Source organism: Streptococcus sp. 2021WUSS109, from assembly GCF_044427305.1.
Lineage (GTDB): Bacteria > Bacillota > Bacilli > Lactobacillales > Streptococcaceae > Streptococcus > Streptococcus suis.
This window is the reverse complement of the sequence record NZ_JAOTGF010000013.1, coordinates 56,148-73,847: the sequence shown is the minus strand read 5'-3', so window position 1 is coordinate 73,847 and position 17,700 is coordinate 56,148. Positions and strand designations below refer to the sequence as shown.

At 39.8% G+C, this 17,700-nt stretch carries 16 protein-coding genes; 12 read left to right on the top strand and 4 right to left on the bottom strand.

Annotation, left to right across the window (positions count from 1 at the left end; genetic code table 11):
- Positions 1-118: 118 nt before the first annotated feature.
- Both ODU37_RS06755 and ODU37_RS06750 read right to left on the bottom strand, forming a co-directional pair.
- Positions 119-286, bottom strand: coding sequence for a hypothetical protein (locus tag ODU37_RS06755; RefSeq protein ID WP_249562381.1), 168 nt, complete (start codon positions 284-286; stop codon positions 119-121).
- A gap of 63 nt (positions 287-349) precedes the next feature.
- Positions 350-1,354: a lactonase family protein gene (locus ODU37_RS06750; protein ID WP_249562380.1), complete on the bottom strand. Its 1,005-nt coding sequence runs from the start codon at positions 1,352-1,354 to the stop codon at positions 350-352.
- A 135-nt stretch (positions 1,355-1,489) separates the two neighbouring features.
- Between ODU37_RS06750 and ODU37_RS06745 the strand changes: the two genes are divergently transcribed.
- The 3 genes from ODU37_RS06745 to budA are packed head-to-tail and all read left to right on the top strand — an operon-like array spanning position 1,490 to position 4,595.
- Positions 1,490-2,656 carry an AI-2E family transporter gene (locus ODU37_RS06745; RefSeq protein WP_012775254.1) on the top strand — a complete coding sequence of 389 codons (1,167 nt, stop codon included), beginning with the start codon at positions 1,490-1,492 and terminating at the stop codon, positions 2,654-2,656.
- Entirely contained in the window at positions 2,646-3,875 is a 1,230-nt protein-coding gene (locus ODU37_RS06740; protein WP_172061719.1) for a tetratricopeptide repeat protein, read from the top strand. The genes ODU37_RS06745 and ODU37_RS06740 overlap by 11 nt, the downstream gene beginning before the upstream one ends.
- 3 nt (positions 3,876-3,878) lie before the next feature.
- Positions 3,879-4,595, top strand: coding sequence for an acetolactate decarboxylase (gene budA / locus ODU37_RS06735; protein WP_174854792.1), 717 nt, complete (start codon positions 3,879-3,881; stop codon positions 4,593-4,595).
- Between the two features lie 25 nt (positions 4,596-4,620).
- On the opposite strand, the gene ODU37_RS06730 is transcribed toward budA, so the two are convergent.
- A complete protein-coding gene (locus ODU37_RS06730; RefSeq protein ID WP_249562379.1) occupies positions 4,621-6,279 on the bottom strand; it encodes an NFACT family protein in 1,659 nt (552 codons plus the stop codon).
- Positions 6,280-6,584: 305 nt separating this feature from the next.
- On the opposite strand from ODU37_RS06730, the gene licT reads away from it, so the two are divergent.
- From licT to ODU37_RS06700, 6 genes are all read left to right on the top strand, one after another.
- Positions 6,585-7,424 (top strand): BglG family transcription antiterminator LicT, encoded by an 840-nt coding sequence (gene licT / locus ODU37_RS06725; RefSeq protein WP_012775252.1) that lies wholly within the window; start codon positions 6,585-6,587, stop codon positions 7,422-7,424.
- Positions 7,425-7,434: 10 nt separating this feature from the next.
- The gene (locus ODU37_RS06720; protein WP_015647101.1) at positions 7,435-9,276 is read left to right on the top strand and encodes a beta-glucoside-specific PTS transporter subunit IIABC; all 1,842 of its coding nucleotides are present in this window, start codon (positions 7,435-7,437) and stop codon (positions 9,274-9,276) included.
- A gap of 14 nt (positions 9,277-9,290) precedes the next feature.
- On the top strand, positions 9,291-10,715 hold the full coding sequence (locus ODU37_RS06715) for a glycoside hydrolase family 1 protein (protein WP_249562378.1): 1,425 nt from the start codon (positions 9,291-9,293) through the stop codon (positions 10,713-10,715).
- 756 nt (positions 10,716-11,471) lie between these two features.
- Entirely contained in the window at positions 11,472-12,473 is a 1,002-nt protein-coding gene (gene trpX, locus ODU37_RS06710; RefSeq protein WP_002935683.1) for a tryptophan ABC transporter substrate-binding protein, read from the top strand.
- 22 nt (positions 12,474-12,495) lie between these two features.
- Positions 12,496-13,362 (top strand): ABC transporter permease, encoded by an 867-nt coding sequence (locus tag ODU37_RS06705; protein ID WP_249562377.1) that lies wholly within the window; start codon positions 12,496-12,498, stop codon positions 13,360-13,362.
- Positions 13,359-14,117 (top strand): ABC transporter ATP-binding protein, encoded by a 759-nt coding sequence (locus ODU37_RS06700; RefSeq protein WP_024393672.1) that lies wholly within the window; start codon positions 13,359-13,361, stop codon positions 14,115-14,117. Before ODU37_RS06705 ends, ODU37_RS06700 begins: the two co-directional genes overlap by 4 nt.
- A gap of 64 nt (positions 14,118-14,181) precedes the next feature.
- Here the strand turns inward: ODU37_RS06700 and ODU37_RS06695 are convergent, their stop codons facing one another.
- Positions 14,182-15,417: a DNA cytosine methyltransferase gene (locus ODU37_RS06695; protein ID WP_024393671.1), complete on the bottom strand. Its 1,236-nt coding sequence runs from the start codon at positions 15,415-15,417 to the stop codon at positions 14,182-14,184.
- Between the two features lie 112 nt (positions 15,418-15,529).
- Between ODU37_RS06695 and ODU37_RS06690 the strand changes: the two genes are divergently transcribed.
- The 3 genes from ODU37_RS06690 to ODU37_RS06680 all read left to right on the top strand — a co-directional run bounded on the left by ODU37_RS06690 (position 15,530) and on the right by ODU37_RS06680 (position 17,526).
- Positions 15,530-16,513, top strand: a complete 984-nt coding sequence (locus ODU37_RS06690; protein ID WP_024393670.1) for a HaeIII family restriction endonuclease — start codon at positions 15,530-15,532, stop codon at positions 16,511-16,513.
- Between the two features lie 117 nt (positions 16,514-16,630).
- Positions 16,631-17,116: a prolyl-tRNA synthetase associated domain-containing protein gene (locus ODU37_RS06685; RefSeq protein WP_136581222.1), complete on the top strand. Its 486-nt coding sequence runs from the start codon at positions 16,631-16,633 to the stop codon at positions 17,114-17,116.
- A 5-nt stretch (positions 17,117-17,121) separates the two neighbouring features.
- Positions 17,122-17,526: a hypothetical protein gene (locus tag ODU37_RS06680; RefSeq protein ID WP_248017635.1), complete on the top strand. Its 405-nt coding sequence runs from the start codon at positions 17,122-17,124 to the stop codon at positions 17,524-17,526.
- Positions 17,527-17,700: the final 174 nt, after the last annotated feature.

Below are 17,700 nucleotides of genomic sequence, written 5' to 3'. Positions count from 1 at the left end.
GAAACCAAATTGACCGCGATTGTAGTCTGGATTTTCTTTGTGTAACATAGCGATTCTCCCTCTGCTTATTAGCTAGTATTCCTATCTCTATTATACTACTTTACATATGAAAAAGCCGTTAGAAATACAATTCTAACGACTTTGTCTTCATTCTGAACAAGCCTTTTGCTTGTTCCAAGTATTCACCGAATTGGTCCTTGTTTTCTTCGATAAATTGTTTTGCACCATCAAAGTCTTTGTTTGCGATTAAGTCTTTAACTTCGTTGAAAAGATCTACTGGATTCATGTTGAAATCACCTCCTATGAAACTATTAAACCAAAACTGTACGGATTTCACAACTGAAACGACTTATAAAAATGTAACGCAAACTGCTTCAGGAACATAGAAATCGTGTGAAAGCTCAGTCAAACAGCCATTTTCGGCATCTCTTTCGAATACAGTTGCATTGTCAGAATCTTGATGGACAACAATCAAATGCTTTTCATCAGGACTAAGCGTGAAATCGCGAGGAGTTTTTCCATTTGTTGGGACGATTTCAACTAATTCTAAGCTGGCATCAGCAAGCGTTTTGTAGACTGCGATAGAGTCGTTTCCGCGGTTGGATCCATAAATAAATTTACCATCCTTTGTGATGCGAATAGCGGCAGTACCGTTGAAACCAGTATGGTCTTCTGGGAGAGTAGAGACAGTTTGGAGGTGTTCAAATTGTCCCCATCCGTCATAGATAAGCACCTCAATAGTTGAATTGAGTTCACAGATGAGATAGGCGATTTTTGCGACAGGATGGAAGACAATGTGACGTGGACCACTTCCTGGCGCAGCCTGATAGGTTGCGATTTTCTCTACTTTTCCTTGGTCAGATACCTTATAGGTTACCACTTGATCACATCCTAAATCACAGGTTACTAAAAATTTATCGGGCGTCAAATCAGAAAAGTGAATGTGGGCGGAAGCTTGGTTTTCGTGCGGCCCAGATCCTTCGTGTTGAGCGATATCAGCTAATTCTAGTGAACCATCCGCCAAACGTTTATAAACAAGTAGTTGCCCTTTGTGGAAATTGGAGCCATAAACTAAATCTCTTGCTTCATCTACAGCGACATAGCAAAGTGGTGCGCCCTCTGATACAACATGGTTGAGTAGAGTATAGTCAGCATTAAAGGCAGCGATACCTCCTAGACCATTTTCAGCACCAACGGAGTATAGATGTCCGGCCTTATCAAAGGCAAGGTAGGTAGGGTTAGGTTCTTCAGTGACCAATTCTAGATTGCTAAGTTGTCCTGTTTCAGAGTCAAAATTTGCTTTATAAATTCCTTTTGATTCACGTTTTGTGTAGGTACCGAAATAGATAGTCATAGGATTCTCCTTTTTGGAAATGATTGATAAAATTATACCATGTTTTTCTGAGAAAGTCGTATAAATTCTGTAGTTGATTTTTACAAAAATCCTTTCTCCATGTTACAATAGAAAAAAAGACTAGGAGTGTATTAGATGGAGGATAAGCATCAAAAATTTAGTCTGACTTGGTTTTTCCGCTTGTTTTTAAATAGCCAAGCGGTGACATTTTTATTAGTAACCTTGCTGACTTTTTTAACTATATTTATTTTTAGTAAAATTAGTTTTTTATTCAGACCAATAGGAAGCTTTTTAGAAATAGTATTGTTACCGATGATTTTAACAGGTCTTTTGTATTACCTATTAAATCCGATGGTTGACTGGATGGAAAAGCATAAAATTTCTCGTACAGTTGGTATTTCCATTCTCTTTGTTTTAATCAGTCTTCTCATTATCTGGGGACTGGCGGTGGCAATTCCGAGTATTCAAGAGCAAGTGACATCTTTTGCGCAAAATCTTCCTTCGAATATCCAGAAAATCGAAGGACAGGTAACTGGGCTCCTACAGGATCAGCGCTTTGAACAATTTAGACCAACAGCTCTGGAGATGTTAAATAAGGTCAATGATCAGATCGTTGCCTATGCTCAGAAGTTTTCTTCAAGTGCTGTGAATTGGGCAAGTAATTTGATTTCAACCGCCTCACAGATTATTGTTGCTATTTTGATTATGCCCTTTATTCTCTTTTATCTGTTACGGGATGGTCAGTATTTGAATAAACACATTACCCAATATCTACCAACCAAGTGGAGAGAACCGATTGGAACAGTGCTATCAGATGTGAATGGGCAATTGTCAAACTATGTTCGTGGTCAGGTGACCGTTGCGATTATTGTTGCCCTGATGTTTTCAGTGATGTTCTCAATCATTGGTCTTAGCTATCCAATAACTTTGGGGGTGATGGCTGGTTTCCTCAATCTAATTCCGTATTTGGGTTCTTTCTTGGCCATGATTCCAGCTGTTATTTTAGGATTGATTGCTGGTCCAATCATGCTTATAAAGGTTTTAGTAGTCTTTATGATTGAGCAGACTATAGAAGGTCGTTTTGTGACACCATTGATTATCGGAAGCTCCCTAAGTATTCATCCGATTACCATTTTATTTGTATTATTGACAGCTGGTCAGATGTACGGTGTCCTAGGAGTTCTTCTGGGAATTCCAATATATGCCTCTATTAAGGTTTTAGTGAAAGCGGCATTTGAATGGTACAAGGCACATAGTGGTTTGTATGAAGATGAAGAAAATGAGGTTGTGAATGAACAATAGTGAAAAAATGTTGGTTTGTTTGGATCAACAGGATTTAGACAAGGCAGATAAGTATTTCAAGCGCGCCTTGGTGCAAGATGATAGCGAAACGCTTTTGTCCTTGGCAGCCTATCTGGAAAGTATTGGTTTTTTCCCACAGGCTAGACAAATCTATGAACAGGTCAAAGAAGAATTTCCCGAAGTACTGATCAATCTTGCCCAAATAGCATTTGAAGATGGCTTGGTTGAAGAAGCTTTCGGATACTTGGAGGAAATTTCGGAAGACAGTTCTGTCTATGTGGAAGCCTTGTTGGTTAAGGCGGACCTGTATCAGGCAGAAGGCTTGTCGGATGTGGCGCGTGAAAAATTGTTAGAAGCAAGTCACTTATCAGATGAACCCATCATCCTCTTTGGCTTAGCAGAATTGGATATGGAACTGGAGCTTTTTAATGAGGCTATTTCCTACTATGCCCAGCTGGATAATCGTGAAATCTACGAATTAACGGGAGTTTCTACCTATCAGCGAATTGGTATTGCCTATGCAAGTTTAGGGAAATTTGAAGCGGCCATTGAATTTTTGGAAAAAGCTGTTGAGTTGGAATACGATGACCAGACGGTTTTTGAGTTAGCAGCTCTGCTATTTGAACGAGAAGAATATCAAAAGGCCAATCTCTATTTCAAGCAGTTGGATACCATCAATCCTGATTTTGAGGGCTATGAATATGCCTATGCTCAGTCGCTTCATGCCGAGCATAAGATTGATGATGCCTTGGCTATGACTCAAAAAGGCCTGGCTAAAAATGACTTTGATGCCAATCTCTTGCTTCAGGCTTCACAGTATGCCTATGAATTGCATGACGAGGCGGGGGCAGAAGATTATCTTCTACGGGCAAAAGAGGTAGCAGATGATAGTAACGAACTAGCTCTGCGCTTGTCCAATCTGTATCTTGAGCAGGAACGATTTGAAGAGGTTGTGGCTTTATTTGATGAAGAAGTAGATAACGTTCTAGCTCGCTGGAATATGGCCAAAGCCTATCAAGCTCTAGAAAGAGATGATGAAGCTATTGCGCTTTACGATGAATTGGCTGGAGAATTGGCTGAGAATCCTGAATTTTTGGCTGATTACGTAGCGGTTTTACGTCAACTTGGTCGTTTGGATGAGGCAAAAGAGCAAGCTAGTCGTTATATCCAATTGGTGCCAGACGATTTAGCCATGCAAGAATTTTTGAATGAAGAGTAGGTTATGCAAGTAAATCGATTATTTCAATACAATACCTTAGGTGCCTTAATGGCTGGACTGTATGGCGGCTCCTTGACGGTTGGCGAATTGCTGGAACATGGTGATTTAGGCTTGGGAACTCTGGATTCCATTGATGGTGAGCTGATTGTCCTGGATGGAAAGGCTTATCAGGCCAAGGGGGCAGGGGAGAAACCAGAAGTGGTTGAAGTTCCTGCTGATATGAAGGTTCCCTATGCAGCGGTTATTTTTCATGAAGCAGAAGTGATTTTCAAACAACGCTTTGAAATGACTAGCGATGAATTGCACCAGCGAATTGAATCCTATTATGATGGGGAGAATCTTTTTCGCTCCATCAAAATAAAAGGTACATTTTCACGGATGCATGTCCGCATGATTCCAAAATCGGCTTCTGATGTCCGTTTTGCGGAGGTGGCAAGTCGCCAGCCTGAGTATACCGCTGAGAATATTTCAGGCACCATTGTTGGTATTTGGACGCCAGAGATTTTCCATGGTGTCAGTGTGGCTGGCTATCATCTGCATTTTATTTCGGATGATTTGACATTTGGTGGTCATGTCATGGACTATGTTATCTCAGAAGGAATGGTGGAAGTGGGACCAGTAGATCAACTGGATCAACGCTTCCCAGTCCAAGACCGCCAATATCTTTTTGCTAAGTTCAACGCTAAGCAAGTTAGAGAAGATATTGATAAGGCGGAGTAGGTTTCAATACAGAAAAATCCATGAACTAGATTTTCATGGATTTTATTTTGTCTTCAGTTGGGGTGACACGGAGCGTTTTCTGACCTCGGTAGGTCACAAAGCCTGGTTTGCCACCTGTTGGCTTATGGAGTTTTTTGGCTTCAATCATATCGACTTGAACCAAGTTAGAATGTCTAGCCTTGGAGAAGTAGGCAGCCAACTCCGCCGCATCGGTCTTGACCTCGTCGCTTGGGTCCAAGTTATCTGTGATAACCACATGACTGCCTGGAATGTCTTTGGCATGGAACCAGAGTTCGCCTTTTTTGGCCATTTTGAAGGTCAACTCATCATTTTGCAAGTTATTTTTCCCAACCAGAATGATAGTCTTCCCGTCCGTCGCAAGGTAGCGTTCAGGTTTCTGACGCTTATGGATTTTCTCACGGTGGCGACGTTTGAGGTAGCCTGTTTCAATCAATTCCTCACGGATTTCATCGATTTCTGCCAGACTAGCCTGTCCCAGCATGGTGTCAACGGACTCCAGATAGATAATGGTTGCCTTGGTCTCCTCAATCAAGTTGGTCAGGTGCTTGACCGCCTCCTTGAGTTTCTGGTACTTTTTGAAATAACGCTGGGCATTCTGGCTAGGCGTCAAAGCCACATCCAACTCAATCTCCAGCTCCTGGCCCGTATAGTAGTTGTCTAACCGCACACTCGACTGGTCGTTGGGCACCTGATGCAGATAGGTGGTCAAGAGCTCGCCCTTTTGTCGCACCAACTCCGCTGTCTCCGTATCCGCCAATTCCTGCTCCTGCTTGACCAGTTTCTTGCGATTCTTCTCCAACTCACTGGCCACCCGCTTGATCAGCTCATTGGCCTGCTGGGCCACCCGATCCCGCTCCGCCTTATCCTGATAGTAGAAGTCCAGCAGACTGCTCAGGCTCTCAAAGTGTGGCTGGTTTTCAGGGCTATTGGCAAATGGCAGAGCAGCATAGGATTTGTCTGTCAGGCTAGGCTGAGTTGCCTGGTCAAAAAAGGCACGGAAGTTCTTGAGGCGGTCCGTCTGTAAGTGACTGGCCAGTTCAGAAGCTGTATCCCGCCCCAAACCTTGAAAGACCTGTTGGAGATTTTTTGGACTCAGTTCCTGAGTCGATAAGATTTCAAACAATTTCTCATCAGACACCGTATAAGGATTGAGAGAATGCGTCTCCGGTGGACGAATATAGGTGGAGCCTGGCAAAATGGTTCGGTAGGAGTTTTGCGAGAAACCAACGTGCTTGATAGCCTCGATAATCCGCTGTTCAGACTTATCTACCAAGATGATATTGCTGTGCTTGCCCATGATTTCCACAATCAAGGTTGCTTGGGTATGGTCGCCAATCTCGTCCTTGTTGGACACCGAAAATTCTAAGATACGGTCATTGTCCAACTGACGAATCTCCTCGATAATGGCTCCCTGCAAGTATTTCCGCAGAATCATGGTAAAGGTATTGGGCACTTTTGGATTGGTAAAGTCCGACTGGGTCAGCTGAACCCGACCGAAAACCGAATGGGCGGACAGAAGCAATTTATGGCTCTGACGGTTGCTTCGGATGTTGAGGACAATTTCCTGTTCAAAGGGCTGGTTGATTTTCTGAATCCGCCCACCTTCTAAATTGGCCCTTAACTCAGCCGTCATGTGATGTAAAAAAAATCCGTCAAAAGACATGGTTTTCCTCTTTCTAATAGCTATAACTCAGTCTAGTATATCATAAATCAGTGACTTTTTAACGAAGGGGACTAAAAGAAGTATTCTTATATTTTTATAAATTATTGACAAATTCTTTAATTTATATTAAAATTGAAAATGGTTACAGAGTTATTAAATTTTTTAAGCTAGAAGTACCAACTAATAATTGAAATAAAAGGATGTTATCGCTTTAAGGCGAGCAGGAACCTATTTAAATGAATCGATACGATATATGTCGATTTCTTTTAAGTAGGTTCTTTTATTTTAAGTTTAAAGGAAAATTTATGATCATAAAGCGTGTATTAAATCATAATGCAGTCATAGCACAAAATAATAAGAACGTTGATATCTTGTTGTTTGGTAAAGGAATTGCATTTGGAAAGAAGGTTGGAGATGCGATCCCGCCTTCTTCGATAGAAAAAAGTTTTTTGCTCAAGAATAGCGATAATATGAATCGCTTTACGGAACTATTTATCGATGTTCCTATTGAATTGGTTTATGTTTGTGAGAAAATAATAAATTTAGGCAAGATAACACTTGGAAATCATTTTGATGAGATTATTTACATCAATTTGACAGATCATATCAATTCTAGTATAGAAAGACATAAGGAAGGAGTAGTCGTTACGAACCCTCTTAGATGGGAAATTGCCAAATATTATAAAGAGGAGTTTGAACTGGGGAAAAAAGCATTATCCATCATAAAAAAAGATTTACATGTCGAACTCCCAGTTGATGAAGCAGCCTTCATCGCTTTGCATTTTGTCAATGCGAATTTGGAAAATATTTTTCAAGAATCTTATCGTATTACTGGAATTATCATGAAGATTGAACAAATTATTCAAGACTATTATTCTACAGAATTCAATCAGGATTCTATTGATTATTACCGATTCATCACACATGTTAAATTGTTTGCTCATCGTTTGGTAGAGGGGAATGAATACCATGATGAAGATGATGTGGATCTTTTAGAGTTAATGAAAAAGAAGTATCCAAGAGAGTACCAATGTGGAACTCGAGTAGCGGACTTTATTCGGTTAGAATATGATTATCTACTGAGTCCAAGTGAACTAGTCTATTTAATTGCTCACATTCGGCGTTTAACAAAAAATTTATCATAAGGAGTCTATTATGAAGTACAAGAATACTGCATTGGCAATCCTAGAGGCAGTCGGAGGAGAAAAGAATGTTCTTCGTGCAACCCACTGCGTTACTAGATTGCGACTGGAATTGAAAGATGAGAATATCGTGTCCGATGAACGTGTTAAATCCATTTCTGGAGTACTCGGTATTATGAAGAAAAATGGACAGTATCAAATTATCTTAGGTAATGATGTAGCTAATTACTATAAAGAATTTACTGCATTAGGAAAATTTGATTCTGATTCAGTTCAACAGGTTAAAAAAGCAAATGTCTTAGAACAAGTCATCGAGTATATCGCTGGCTCTATGACACCTCTTATTCCAGCTATGCTTGGTGGAGGTATGATAAAAGTTCTAGTCATTGTCTTGCCGATGTTGGGGCTTTTAAAAGCTGATTCCCAATCTATTTCATTTTTAGCCTTTTTTGGAGATGCACCATATTACTTTATGCCGATTTTTTTGGCCTACTCAGCTTCACAAAAACTCAAAGTTACACCTGCTTTAGCCATGTCGGTTGCTGGTATTTTGCTACATCCTAATTTTGTTCAAATGGTATCTACAGGTGATCCACTTCATTTTTTAGGTGCCCCTGTTACACCTGCTAGCTATGGTTCATCAGTTATTCCAATTCTTATTATGGTTTGGCTAATGAAGTATATTGAAGCTGTTTTTAACAAGGTCACTCCAGCTGTAACGAAAAGTTTCTTACAGCCAACCTTGGTCCTGCTTGTTTCAGGTTTCATAGCTTTAGTTCTTGTTGGACCTCTCGGCGTTATTGTTGGTGAAGGATTATCGCAATTGGTTGAACAAATGCATGGTGTAGCTGGTTGGTTAACTTTAGCAGTTCTTGGAGCAATCATGCCATTTATCGTTATGACCGGTATGCACTGGGCTTTTGCACCGATTTTCTTGGCAGCTTCAATCGCGACACCTGATGTACTGATTCTACCAGCGATGTTAGGTTCTAACTTGGCACAAGGTGCCGCTTCTATGGCAGTTGCATTTAAGAGTAAAAATAGTAACACGAAACAAATAGCCTTTGCAGCTGGATTTTCAGCTTTATTTGCTGGTGTCACTGAGCCTGCTTTATATGGTGTTACTCTAAAGTATAAAAAACCATTGTATGCAGCAATGATTGGTGGTGGTCTAGCAGGATTATTTGTTGGTTTGACAGGTGTAAAAGCATACCTTTTTGCAGTACCTTCTCTCATTGCTTTGCCACAATTTATTTACTCTGAAGCAGCTTCAAACATTACTAACGCTATGATTGCTGCGGCAATTTCAATTATTGTCACATTTATTTTGGCCTATTTCCTAGGTATCGATGAAGAAACGTCAACAGTTAATTTAGAAAAAGTAGCACCTGGCATTTCAAGTAGAAAAAATGTCTTCTCTCCTCTTTCAGGTCAAATTCTCCCTTTAGAAAAAGTAAATGATGCAACATTTTCAAAAAAAATGCTTGGAGAAGGAGTTGCAATTATCCCTAAGGATGGAAAAGTCTATGCTCCATTTGACGGGGCTGTTACTAGTCTTTTTCCAACAAAACATGCAATCGGTTTAACAAGTGATGAAGGGGTAGAGTTGCTTATCCACTTTGGATTAGAAACAGTCGAGCTAAAAGGAAGAGGTTTTGTAAGTCATGTTTCAGATGGGGAAAAAGTTGAAAAGGGTCAATTGATGCTGGAAGTGGATGTAGAAATGCTTGTCGCAGAAGGGTACGATATAGTGACTCCTGTAGTTGTTACAAATACACAGGAATATCTGGATGTTCTCTTGCTTTCGACAAAAGAGGAAGTCAACTATGCTGATGATTTATTAGCAGTCTTATAATTCGAGGAGGGTATATGTCAATTTTTCCAGACAATTTCTTATGGGGAGGAGCAGTAGCTGCAAACCAAGTAGAAGGTGCATATAATGAGGGAGGAAAAGGATTATCCGTTCAAGATGTTCTCCCCAATGGTGGACTGGGTGAAGCTACCCAAGAACCAACGGAAGATAATTTGAAATTAAAAGCTATTGATTTTTACCATCGATACAAGGAGGATATAGCCCTGTTTTCAGAGTTGGGATTTAAGGTATTTAGAACATCAATTGCTTGGAGTAGAATATTTCCGAATGGAGATGAAGAATTTCCAAATGAAGAAGGGCTACAGTTTTATGATGAACTTTTTGATGAACTTCTAAAGAATGGTATAGAGCCTCTTGTAACTCTTTCTCACTATGAAACTCCCCTGTATCTTGCAAGGAAATATCATGGCTGGGTGGATAGAAAAATGATTCAATTTTTTGAAAAATTTGCTCGTACAGTTTTTGAACGATACAAAGATAAGGTTAAGTACTGGTTGACATTTAACGAGGTCAATTCTGTCTTAGAACTGCCTTTTACAAGTGGTGGAATTGACTTGCCGAATGAAGAACTTTCAAAACAAGATTTATATCAGGCCATTCACCATGAACTTGTAGCTTCTAGTCTTGTTACCAAAATTGCTCATGAAATTATTCCGGACTGTAAGGTTGGCTGTATGGTCTTAGCTATGCCGACCTATCCAATGACACCCAATCCTGAAGATGTTTGGGCGGCTCATGCCTATGAAAATTTGAACTATTTATTTTCGGATATACATGTTAGAGGATATTATCCTAATTATGCCAAAAGATACTTTAAAGAAAATGGCATAAAGATTACTTTCGTGGAAGGTGATGAAGAGTTATTAAAAAATAATACGGTTGATTTTCTCTCCTTCAGTTATTATATGAGTATTACTCAGGCAGCAGATCCATCAAAATATTCATCTGGAAAAGGAAATATCTTGGGTGGTTTGGTCAATCCTTATTTAGAAGCTTCTGATTGGGGTTGGCAGATTGATCCAATTGGTTTAAGATTGACACTAAATCGTTATTATGATCGATACCAGATTCCTTTATTCATTGTTGAAAATGGTTTGGGAGCTAAAGATCAGCTAGTGAAGGATGAGGCTGGTGGTTTGACTGTTCATGACGATTATCGAATTCAATACATGCAAGAACACCTTTTACAAGTTGCGGAGGCGATACAGGATGGCGTAGAAGTCATGGGTTATACTTCTTGGGGCTGTATTGATTGTGTATCTATGTCTACCGCACAATTATCTAAAAGATATGGACTAATTTATGTTGATAGAAATGATGATGGAAGCGGCAGTCTAACTAGATATAGAAAGAAATCATTTTACTGGTATAAAGAAGTTATTCAATCCAATGGCAGTATCCTGGGCAATAGCTCAAAATAGACTCTTAAGGTATTAAAAAGTTTTCAGAAAATTTAATCAAAAGTATTGACAAAGTGATTTTGATACCGTATAATCATCTGTAATCAGAAGAAGTAGTAAAGCAGAAGTCTTCAGGGAGCCTGTGGTGCTGAGAACAGGTGGCGGAGTTTTATGAAATGGGCTGATGTGCATTTATGTCTATTTTATGACGTCGTTAGTCGGTCTTGCCGTACCACCAGTACTGCCTTCACCCGACTGTCTAGTCCTAAAATGCCCTAAATTCACAAGGATTGTTTGGTATAGCATACTTTGCGTAGACTGTTTTGGCTGAGTACGAGGCAGGTCGACGCAGCTTATACTGGCGGTATAGCAAGGAGAGTTAACGAAGTAACTAGCCAAAACAGTCACGCAAATGAACTTAAAACAATGATAGTTCGGTCCGCACACCTTACAGTGCAACTCCTTGTTAGAGGAGATGAGATATGGGAGGATTCTAGACAATTCCCATAAGTGAGGTGGCACCGTGTCATTGACGCCCTCGCAGGAAGTTTTTTCCTGCGGGGGCTTTTTCCTTGTCTTCGTAGAGTGCTTTTATATTGCGTCACGTTCGGCTTGCCTAACTTGAGTTATGTCTGCGCCTCCGTTCCTAATCTAAAAGCAATCTACTTTGACAATTATTAACAAAACGAGGTAATCATGATGAAACGATGGCGATGGTGGGATAATATATTGATGACGTAGAAATTGTATATTGTGTATTTTACGAGGAGAATGAATATGTTGAAAAATAAAAATTTACTTGCTACAATTGTTGCCCTTACTGTTATGGTAGTTGCTGCCCTGTTTTTGACGCAAAAAGAACAGAACAATTCAACGAATAGCACAGAAAAAGTCAAAATTGGGGTCCTCCAATTTGTGACGCATGATTCACTAGACGAAATTTACAAGGGAATCAAAGCAGGACTTGAAGAAGGTGGTTATACCACAACGGATAATTTAGAAATTGATTTTATGAATGCAGAAGGTGATCAGTCACAGGTTCAAACCATGAGTAAAAAATTGGTGGACAATGGCAATGAATTATTGATTGGTATCGCAACACCTGCTGCACAAAGTCTTGCCAATGCAACCACAGAATTACCCATTATCATGGGGGCTGTAACAGATCCAGTCGGAGCCAACCTGGTGACGGATTTGAAAAATCCTGGTGGAAATATTACAGGGGTATCTGACCAAACACCAGTAGCAGACGCAGTTTCTCTCATTAAAGAAATTACACCAGACGCTAAAACTATCGGTGTCCTCTATTCTTCAAATGAGGACAATTCAAAAATTCAAGTAGCGGAATTTAAGGCAGCAGCAGAAGAGGCTGGCTATACTGTTCTTGAATATGCAGTTGCTTCTAGTAATGAAATTGCAGCGACAGTAGAGGTCGCAAGTAGTAAAGCAGATGTTCTCTTTACACCAGTAGACAACACAGTTGCCTCAGCATTTTCAACTGTCGTATCTGTGGCAAATAAAACCAAAACTCCGATTTTCACTAGCGTAGAAGACATGGTAGAAGGTGGAGGTATCGCATCTGTTACCCTTAGCCAATATGACTTGGGTGTGGCAACTGGTAAGATGGCTGCGAAAATTCTTGATGGTGCCAATCCAGCGGATACACCTGTACAAATCTTTAACGAGGGTACCGTTGTTGTCAACCAAAAAGTTGCTAAAGAATTAGGAATTACCTTGTCAGATGATGTGATTAGTAAAGCAAGCAAGGTTATTGAATAAGAGATAAGAGAAAAGGAAAAATATGATTGTATCAACAGTTTCACAGGCTCTTTTATGGGCTGTACTAGGTTTGGGAATATTCGTTACCTTTCGGATTCTGAATTTTCCTGATATGACGACAGAGGGGTCTTTCCCGCTTGGAGGAGCGGTTGCTGTTACCTTATTGACGCAAGGAGTTCATCCTATCTTGGCTACTCTAGCAGCAGTTCTTGTTGGCTGTTTGGCGGGCTTTGTCACAGGCTTGCTTTATACCAAGGGGAAAATTCCCACTCTCCTAGCTGGTATCTTGGTCATGTCTTCCTGTCACTCTGTCATTCTATTTATCATGGGTAGGGCAAATCTAGGCTTACTGAATACCAAACGTTTACAAGATTTCCTTCCTTTTTCTGAGCAAGTCAATGGTCTCTTGCTAGGTCTAGGTAGCCTAGCGGTGGTGATTGGTGCCTTGATGTTCTTCCTCTATACTCGCTTTGGACAGGCCTTTATTGCAACCGGGGATAATCCAGATATGGCTCGCAGTTTTGGTATCAATACAAGTCGAATGGAGTTGCTAGGTCTTGTTCTTTCAAATGGGATCATCGCTCTTGCAGGTGCCTTGATTGCACAACAAGAAGGCTATGCGGATGTGTCGCGTGGTATTGGTGTCATTGTGGTCGGTATGGCTAGTCTGATTATCGGTGAGGTAATTTATGGTAACCTTACTATGTTAGAACGATTCTTGGCCATTGTTGTCGGAGCGATTTTCTATCAATTTTTGATTTTGGGAGTGATTTCCTTGGGAATCAATACCAGCTACCTCCGTATCTTCTCGGCCATGATTCTGGCTACTTGCCTCATGGTTCCTGAGTTGAAAAATAAACTTCTGAAAGGAGCCAGTCTGTCACGATGAAAGCAATTGTTGAATTAAAAAATGCCACCAAGGTGGTGACAAACGGTTTTGATGAAGAACGTGTGATTTTGGATAATGTCAATCTGACCATCTACCAGGGTGATTTTATTACCATTTTGGGTGGAAATGGGGCTGGGAAGTCAACCCTCTTTAATGTCATTGCTGGAACCCTACCCTTGACTAGTGGTTCAGTCCATATTCTTGGTGAGGACGTGACCAATTGGCCTGCAGAAAAACGTGCTAAGTATCTGTCACGTGTTTTCCAAGATCCTAAAATGGGTACAGCGCCACGGATGACGGTGGCAGAAAATCTACTGATAGCTAAGTACCGTGGCGAGGGACGGGGCTTAGTGCCACGCAGATTGGCCCAACAGACGGAAGAATTTGCCCAGCTTTTGCCGAGAGTGGGAAATGGTCTAGAAAAACATCTGGACACGCCAGCAGGGCTCTTATCAGGTGGTCAACGCCAGGCATTGAGTTTGTTGATGGCGAGTTTGAAACAGCCTGAACTTTTACTCTTGGATGAGCATACTGCAGCCCTCGACCCTAAGACCAGCCAATCCTTGATGCAATTAACGGACGAGTTGATTGAGACTAAGGGAATGACGGCCCTCATGGTCACTCACCAGATGGAAGATGCGTTGCGTCACGGTAATCGCTTGATTGTCATGAAAAATGGTCAGATTATTCAGGATCAAACGGCTGAAGCAAAATCCAAGATGAAACTGGAAGATTATTATAAGTTGTTTGATTAGTTTGATGTTTATGTGTCAATAAAGATAAAGAAAGAATCCTGTGTTTGGGCAGGATTCTTGTTTTTTATAGTATATTTTTGTAGTAAAATTCGACTATAGGTCTGGCAATTTTTTCAGCCAGCATAACAGGTACAGCATTTCCTATTTGCTTATATTGTTCATTTAATCGATGATTCTCTGTTACATTTAGTTTATTTCCGTTAGAAAATTCAAACCAATCGGGAAATGTTTGAATGCGAGCACATTCTCTGACAGATAGTCTACGATTATGTTTTCCTTGAAAGACCCATGTTTCCTTATCTATTTTCTTCATAGGGAATCCGTGGGGATGTTGAGGTGCTTGTCTAGCACTGGCTTGAATCGTAAAGCTCTGTTCTTCCCAAGATTTCTTACGGTTTCGGCTCATATACATAGAAGAATATGTTGAATCAAAGACATCGCTTGGTTCAAGAGGTAAATCTCCAATTGCATCTTTGAGTGTCACATATTTTTCTTTTTCTGGACCGTGTGTTGCAGGTGGCAGTTGATAGACATAGTTGAATTTCTTCTGAATATCTTTTCTTACACCAATAATAAAAACACGTTCTCTTAATTGTGGAACTCCATAATCTCGTGCATTTACAAGGTGAGCAGTAACGACATAGCCAGCCGCTGCAAAGTCTTCTGAAATTTGTTCTAGCACTTTTCCTTTTCCGAGAGTCATTAGACCTTTAACATTTTCTGCAATAAAGAACTCAGGTTTTGACTGCATAAGTGCACGGATGTAATGAATGTATAAGAAGTTACGCTCATCATCAAGCAAGCGTGGACCTGCAACACTAAAGCCGGGACAAGGAAATCCTCCAAGCATGATATTGGATTTTGGAAAAAGGGAAACTTTTTGGATATTTTTAGAACTTTTGTAAGTCGTATCAGGGAAGTTTTTTAGGTAAGACTGATTTGCTGATTCAAATAAATCATTTGAAAAAATGAAATTGATAAGCTTGTTTCTGTGACTATCATAGGACACCTTTGATTGGAATAGTTGATAAGCTTTTTCTTGACCGTACTGAGCAACAAGGCCAGCTAATTCGACACCTAAATCAAGTCCACCACAGCCACTAAAGAGGGAAACAATATTGATTTTGCTTTCATCGTATTGAATAGTATCAATAACAGCTTGTTCCTTATCTTTTTCCTCTTGAGTAATGGCATCTTCGACTTTTTGAGTTTCTTCTTTGATTTTAGCCTGTAATATTTCTTCAATCTCTTCTACAGTGAAGGTGGATGAAGATATAAATTGCTTGTTTGTTTTTTTCATAAGAACTCCCAACTGAATATATACTTTACAAGTATAACAAAAAAAAATAAACTTGGCCAGTATAAACTATTGTGGGATAATAAAGGTAATAAAAATATATAGGAGTAGTAGAATGGCTAAGCAGACAGTACAAGGAAAAGGATTTGAATATGCTTGTATTACAACTTTTTACAAGGCTTTGACAGAATTGGGTATGAGATGTGAAATTGAAGAGAGCAAGGCCTATCTAACTGCACAAGATAATTTCCAAAAATTAGATGGCATTTTACAGGGAAATATGTTTCAAGCAGCTAAGGCGAGTCTAAATACTATTTTAAAGGCAGAACCAAATCTTTCTAATGGACAGGAATTAGTGACCTTATCCATTTTAGTTGATAAAAGTGGTGGAGATGGTGATGTTAGGGATATTGTATTTATCAAAGGGGAAACTGATTGGGAGATTGGAATTTCTTGTAAACATAATCATCACGCCCTAAAACATTCTAGGCTATCCAATGACATAGATTTTGGTTTGAAATGGTTGGGGATTCCAGTTTCTAACGATTACTTTGAAGCCATCAAGCCTGTATTCACTAGGTTAGCAACTTTGAGGGATGAAACCAAGCACCTTGATAAAGCCGAGCAACATAAGTGGACTATGTTTGAAAATAAAGAGGTGGAGATTTATTTACCTGTTCTTGAAGCTTTTAAATTTGAGTTACTTCGTCTATATGAGCAACATCAGGAAGTCCCCAAACTTCTAATTGAGTATCTACTAGGGCGAAAAGATTTTTATAAAGTCATCGCAAAGGATAAGGAGCGAAAAACGATTGTTCAAGCATTTAATCTAAATGATGCTCTATCTACAAACTATCAATCCATACGACCAAAGACAAAAGTCAAGGGATTATCGACGGTTTTACCAACAAGAATTTTCTCTTTAGATTATAAGAGAGGTTCTAAAAATACTCTGGAGTTGATTATGGATAATGGTTGGTCCATCAGTTTCCGTATTCATAATGCCTCTTCGAGAGTGGAACCTTCCTTAAAATTTGATATTCAGTTAATTGGTATCCCTCAGAGTGTGACAAATGTTGAAGAGTATTGGGAAGATTGATTATCGACATATGGCAATCTGTCTGACGAAAGTCTGGAGTAATCCAGGCTTTTATTATCCTTTGAATTTTTAGTTAAAAAGCAGTATAATATACTAAATATGTCGAGAGGTGCTGTCATGGATAAATTGGTTTTTGAAAGCTTAGCTGACTTGGGAATGGACTACATCGTTGTAGAGCATCCACCAGCTCTGACAACTGAGGAAGCAGACCGTTACATTGAAGGGGTAGAAGGAGTACGGACCAAGTCCATGTTTCTGACTAATAAGAAAAAGACTGCATTTTATTTACTGATCATGGATGACCAGAAGCAGCTGGATATGGACCAGTTTCGTGATTTGGTGGGAGCCAACCGGATTCGGATGGCCTCGAGTGATAGCTTGATGGAAAAAATGCACTTGCCTGCGGGTGTGGTATCTGTTTTTGGCTTGTTACATAATGTTGATAAGGATATTCAAGTCTTTTTTGATAAAGAAATCCTATCCGAACCCATTCTAACCTTCCACCCCAATGTTAATACGAAAACAATTTTTGTAAAGACAGAGGATGTTTTGCGTTTTGTCGAAGAGATTGGCTTTTCAGCAACGATTGTTGACTTGGGGTAATAAAGATGAGAAAATGTTTAGCTATTTGTAGTCTGTTGTGTTGTCTTTTTTTGGTAGGATGTCGGACAGGAGCAGCTTATCAGGCAGAGATTGAACCGATGGAACAATCAGAATTGTATACGGAAAAAGAGATTGAGGCGGCTATTCTTGTAGTTCAAGATTACTTTGATCACCATTTTAACAGTTGTAAATTGCTGACTATCGGTTATAGTGGTGATAATGAAAAGGAATTTGATGAGTGGGCGGAGCACTATGGTGCAGAGGAAGCTATTATCCTAACTTCGTCTTTTAAGGTAGCAGCTGAGGGGGCAGAGCCCACCTTAGAGCCTAATAGTACCCATACGGATTGGAAATGGATTTTAGTGCGGAATGTTGGTGGTGAGTGGGAACATAAGGGACATGGTTACTAATGTATATGTAGAACTTCGTTGATTTTCAGCGGAGTTTTTTGTAAATTTTCTTGAAAAAATGTATAATAGAAGCGATAGCTATTTAGGTATTTCTATTTAAAAGTTGCGTTGATGGTTGAATATAATTTTGAACCAACGTGTGTCTTTTGCAAATAGAACTCCGACATAGCAGAC

Coding starts and splice junctions, on each gene's coding strand:
- ODU37_RS06705 (WP_249562377.1), top strand. CDS start 12,496: ATGATTGTATCAACAGTTTCACAGGCTCTTTTATGGGCTGTACTAGGT.
- budA (WP_174854792.1), top strand. CDS start 3,879: ATGCAAGTAAATCGATTATTTCAATACAATACCTTAGGTGCCTTAATG.
- ODU37_RS06730 (WP_249562379.1), bottom strand. CDS start 6,279: ATGTCTTTTGACGGATTTTTTTTACATCACATGACGGCTGAGTTAAGG.
- ODU37_RS06745 (WP_012775254.1), top strand. CDS start 1,490: ATGGAGGATAAGCATCAAAAATTTAGTCTGACTTGGTTTTTCCGCTTG.
- ODU37_RS06695 (WP_024393671.1), bottom strand. CDS start 15,417: ATGAAAAAAACAAACAAGCAATTTATATCTTCATCCACCTTCACTGTA.
- ODU37_RS06720 (WP_015647101.1), top strand. CDS start 7,435: ATGAAGTACAAGAATACTGCATTGGCAATCCTAGAGGCAGTCGGAGGA.
- licT (WP_012775252.1), top strand. CDS start 6,585: ATGATCATAAAGCGTGTATTAAATCATAATGCAGTCATAGCACAAAAT.
- ODU37_RS06690 (WP_024393670.1), top strand. CDS start 15,530: ATGGCTAAGCAGACAGTACAAGGAAAAGGATTTGAATATGCTTGTATT.
- trpX (WP_002935683.1), top strand. CDS start 11,472: ATGTTGAAAAATAAAAATTTACTTGCTACAATTGTTGCCCTTACTGTT.
- ODU37_RS06680 (WP_248017635.1), top strand. CDS start 17,122: ATGAGAAAATGTTTAGCTATTTGTAGTCTGTTGTGTTGTCTTTTTTTG.
- ODU37_RS06740 (WP_172061719.1), top strand. CDS start 2,646: ATGAACAATAGTGAAAAAATGTTGGTTTGTTTGGATCAACAGGATTTA.
- ODU37_RS06715 (WP_249562378.1), top strand. CDS start 9,291: ATGTCAATTTTTCCAGACAATTTCTTATGGGGAGGAGCAGTAGCTGCA.
- ODU37_RS06750 (WP_249562380.1), bottom strand. CDS start 1,354: ATGACTATCTATTTCGGTACCTACACAAAACGTGAATCAAAAGGAATT.
- ODU37_RS06700 (WP_024393672.1), top strand. CDS start 13,359: ATGAAAGCAATTGTTGAATTAAAAAATGCCACCAAGGTGGTGACAAAC.
- ODU37_RS06685 (WP_136581222.1), top strand. CDS start 16,631: ATGGATAAATTGGTTTTTGAAAGCTTAGCTGACTTGGGAATGGACTAC.
- ODU37_RS06755 (WP_249562381.1), bottom strand. CDS start 286: ATGAATCCAGTAGATCTTTTCAACGAAGTTAAAGACTTAATCGCAAAC.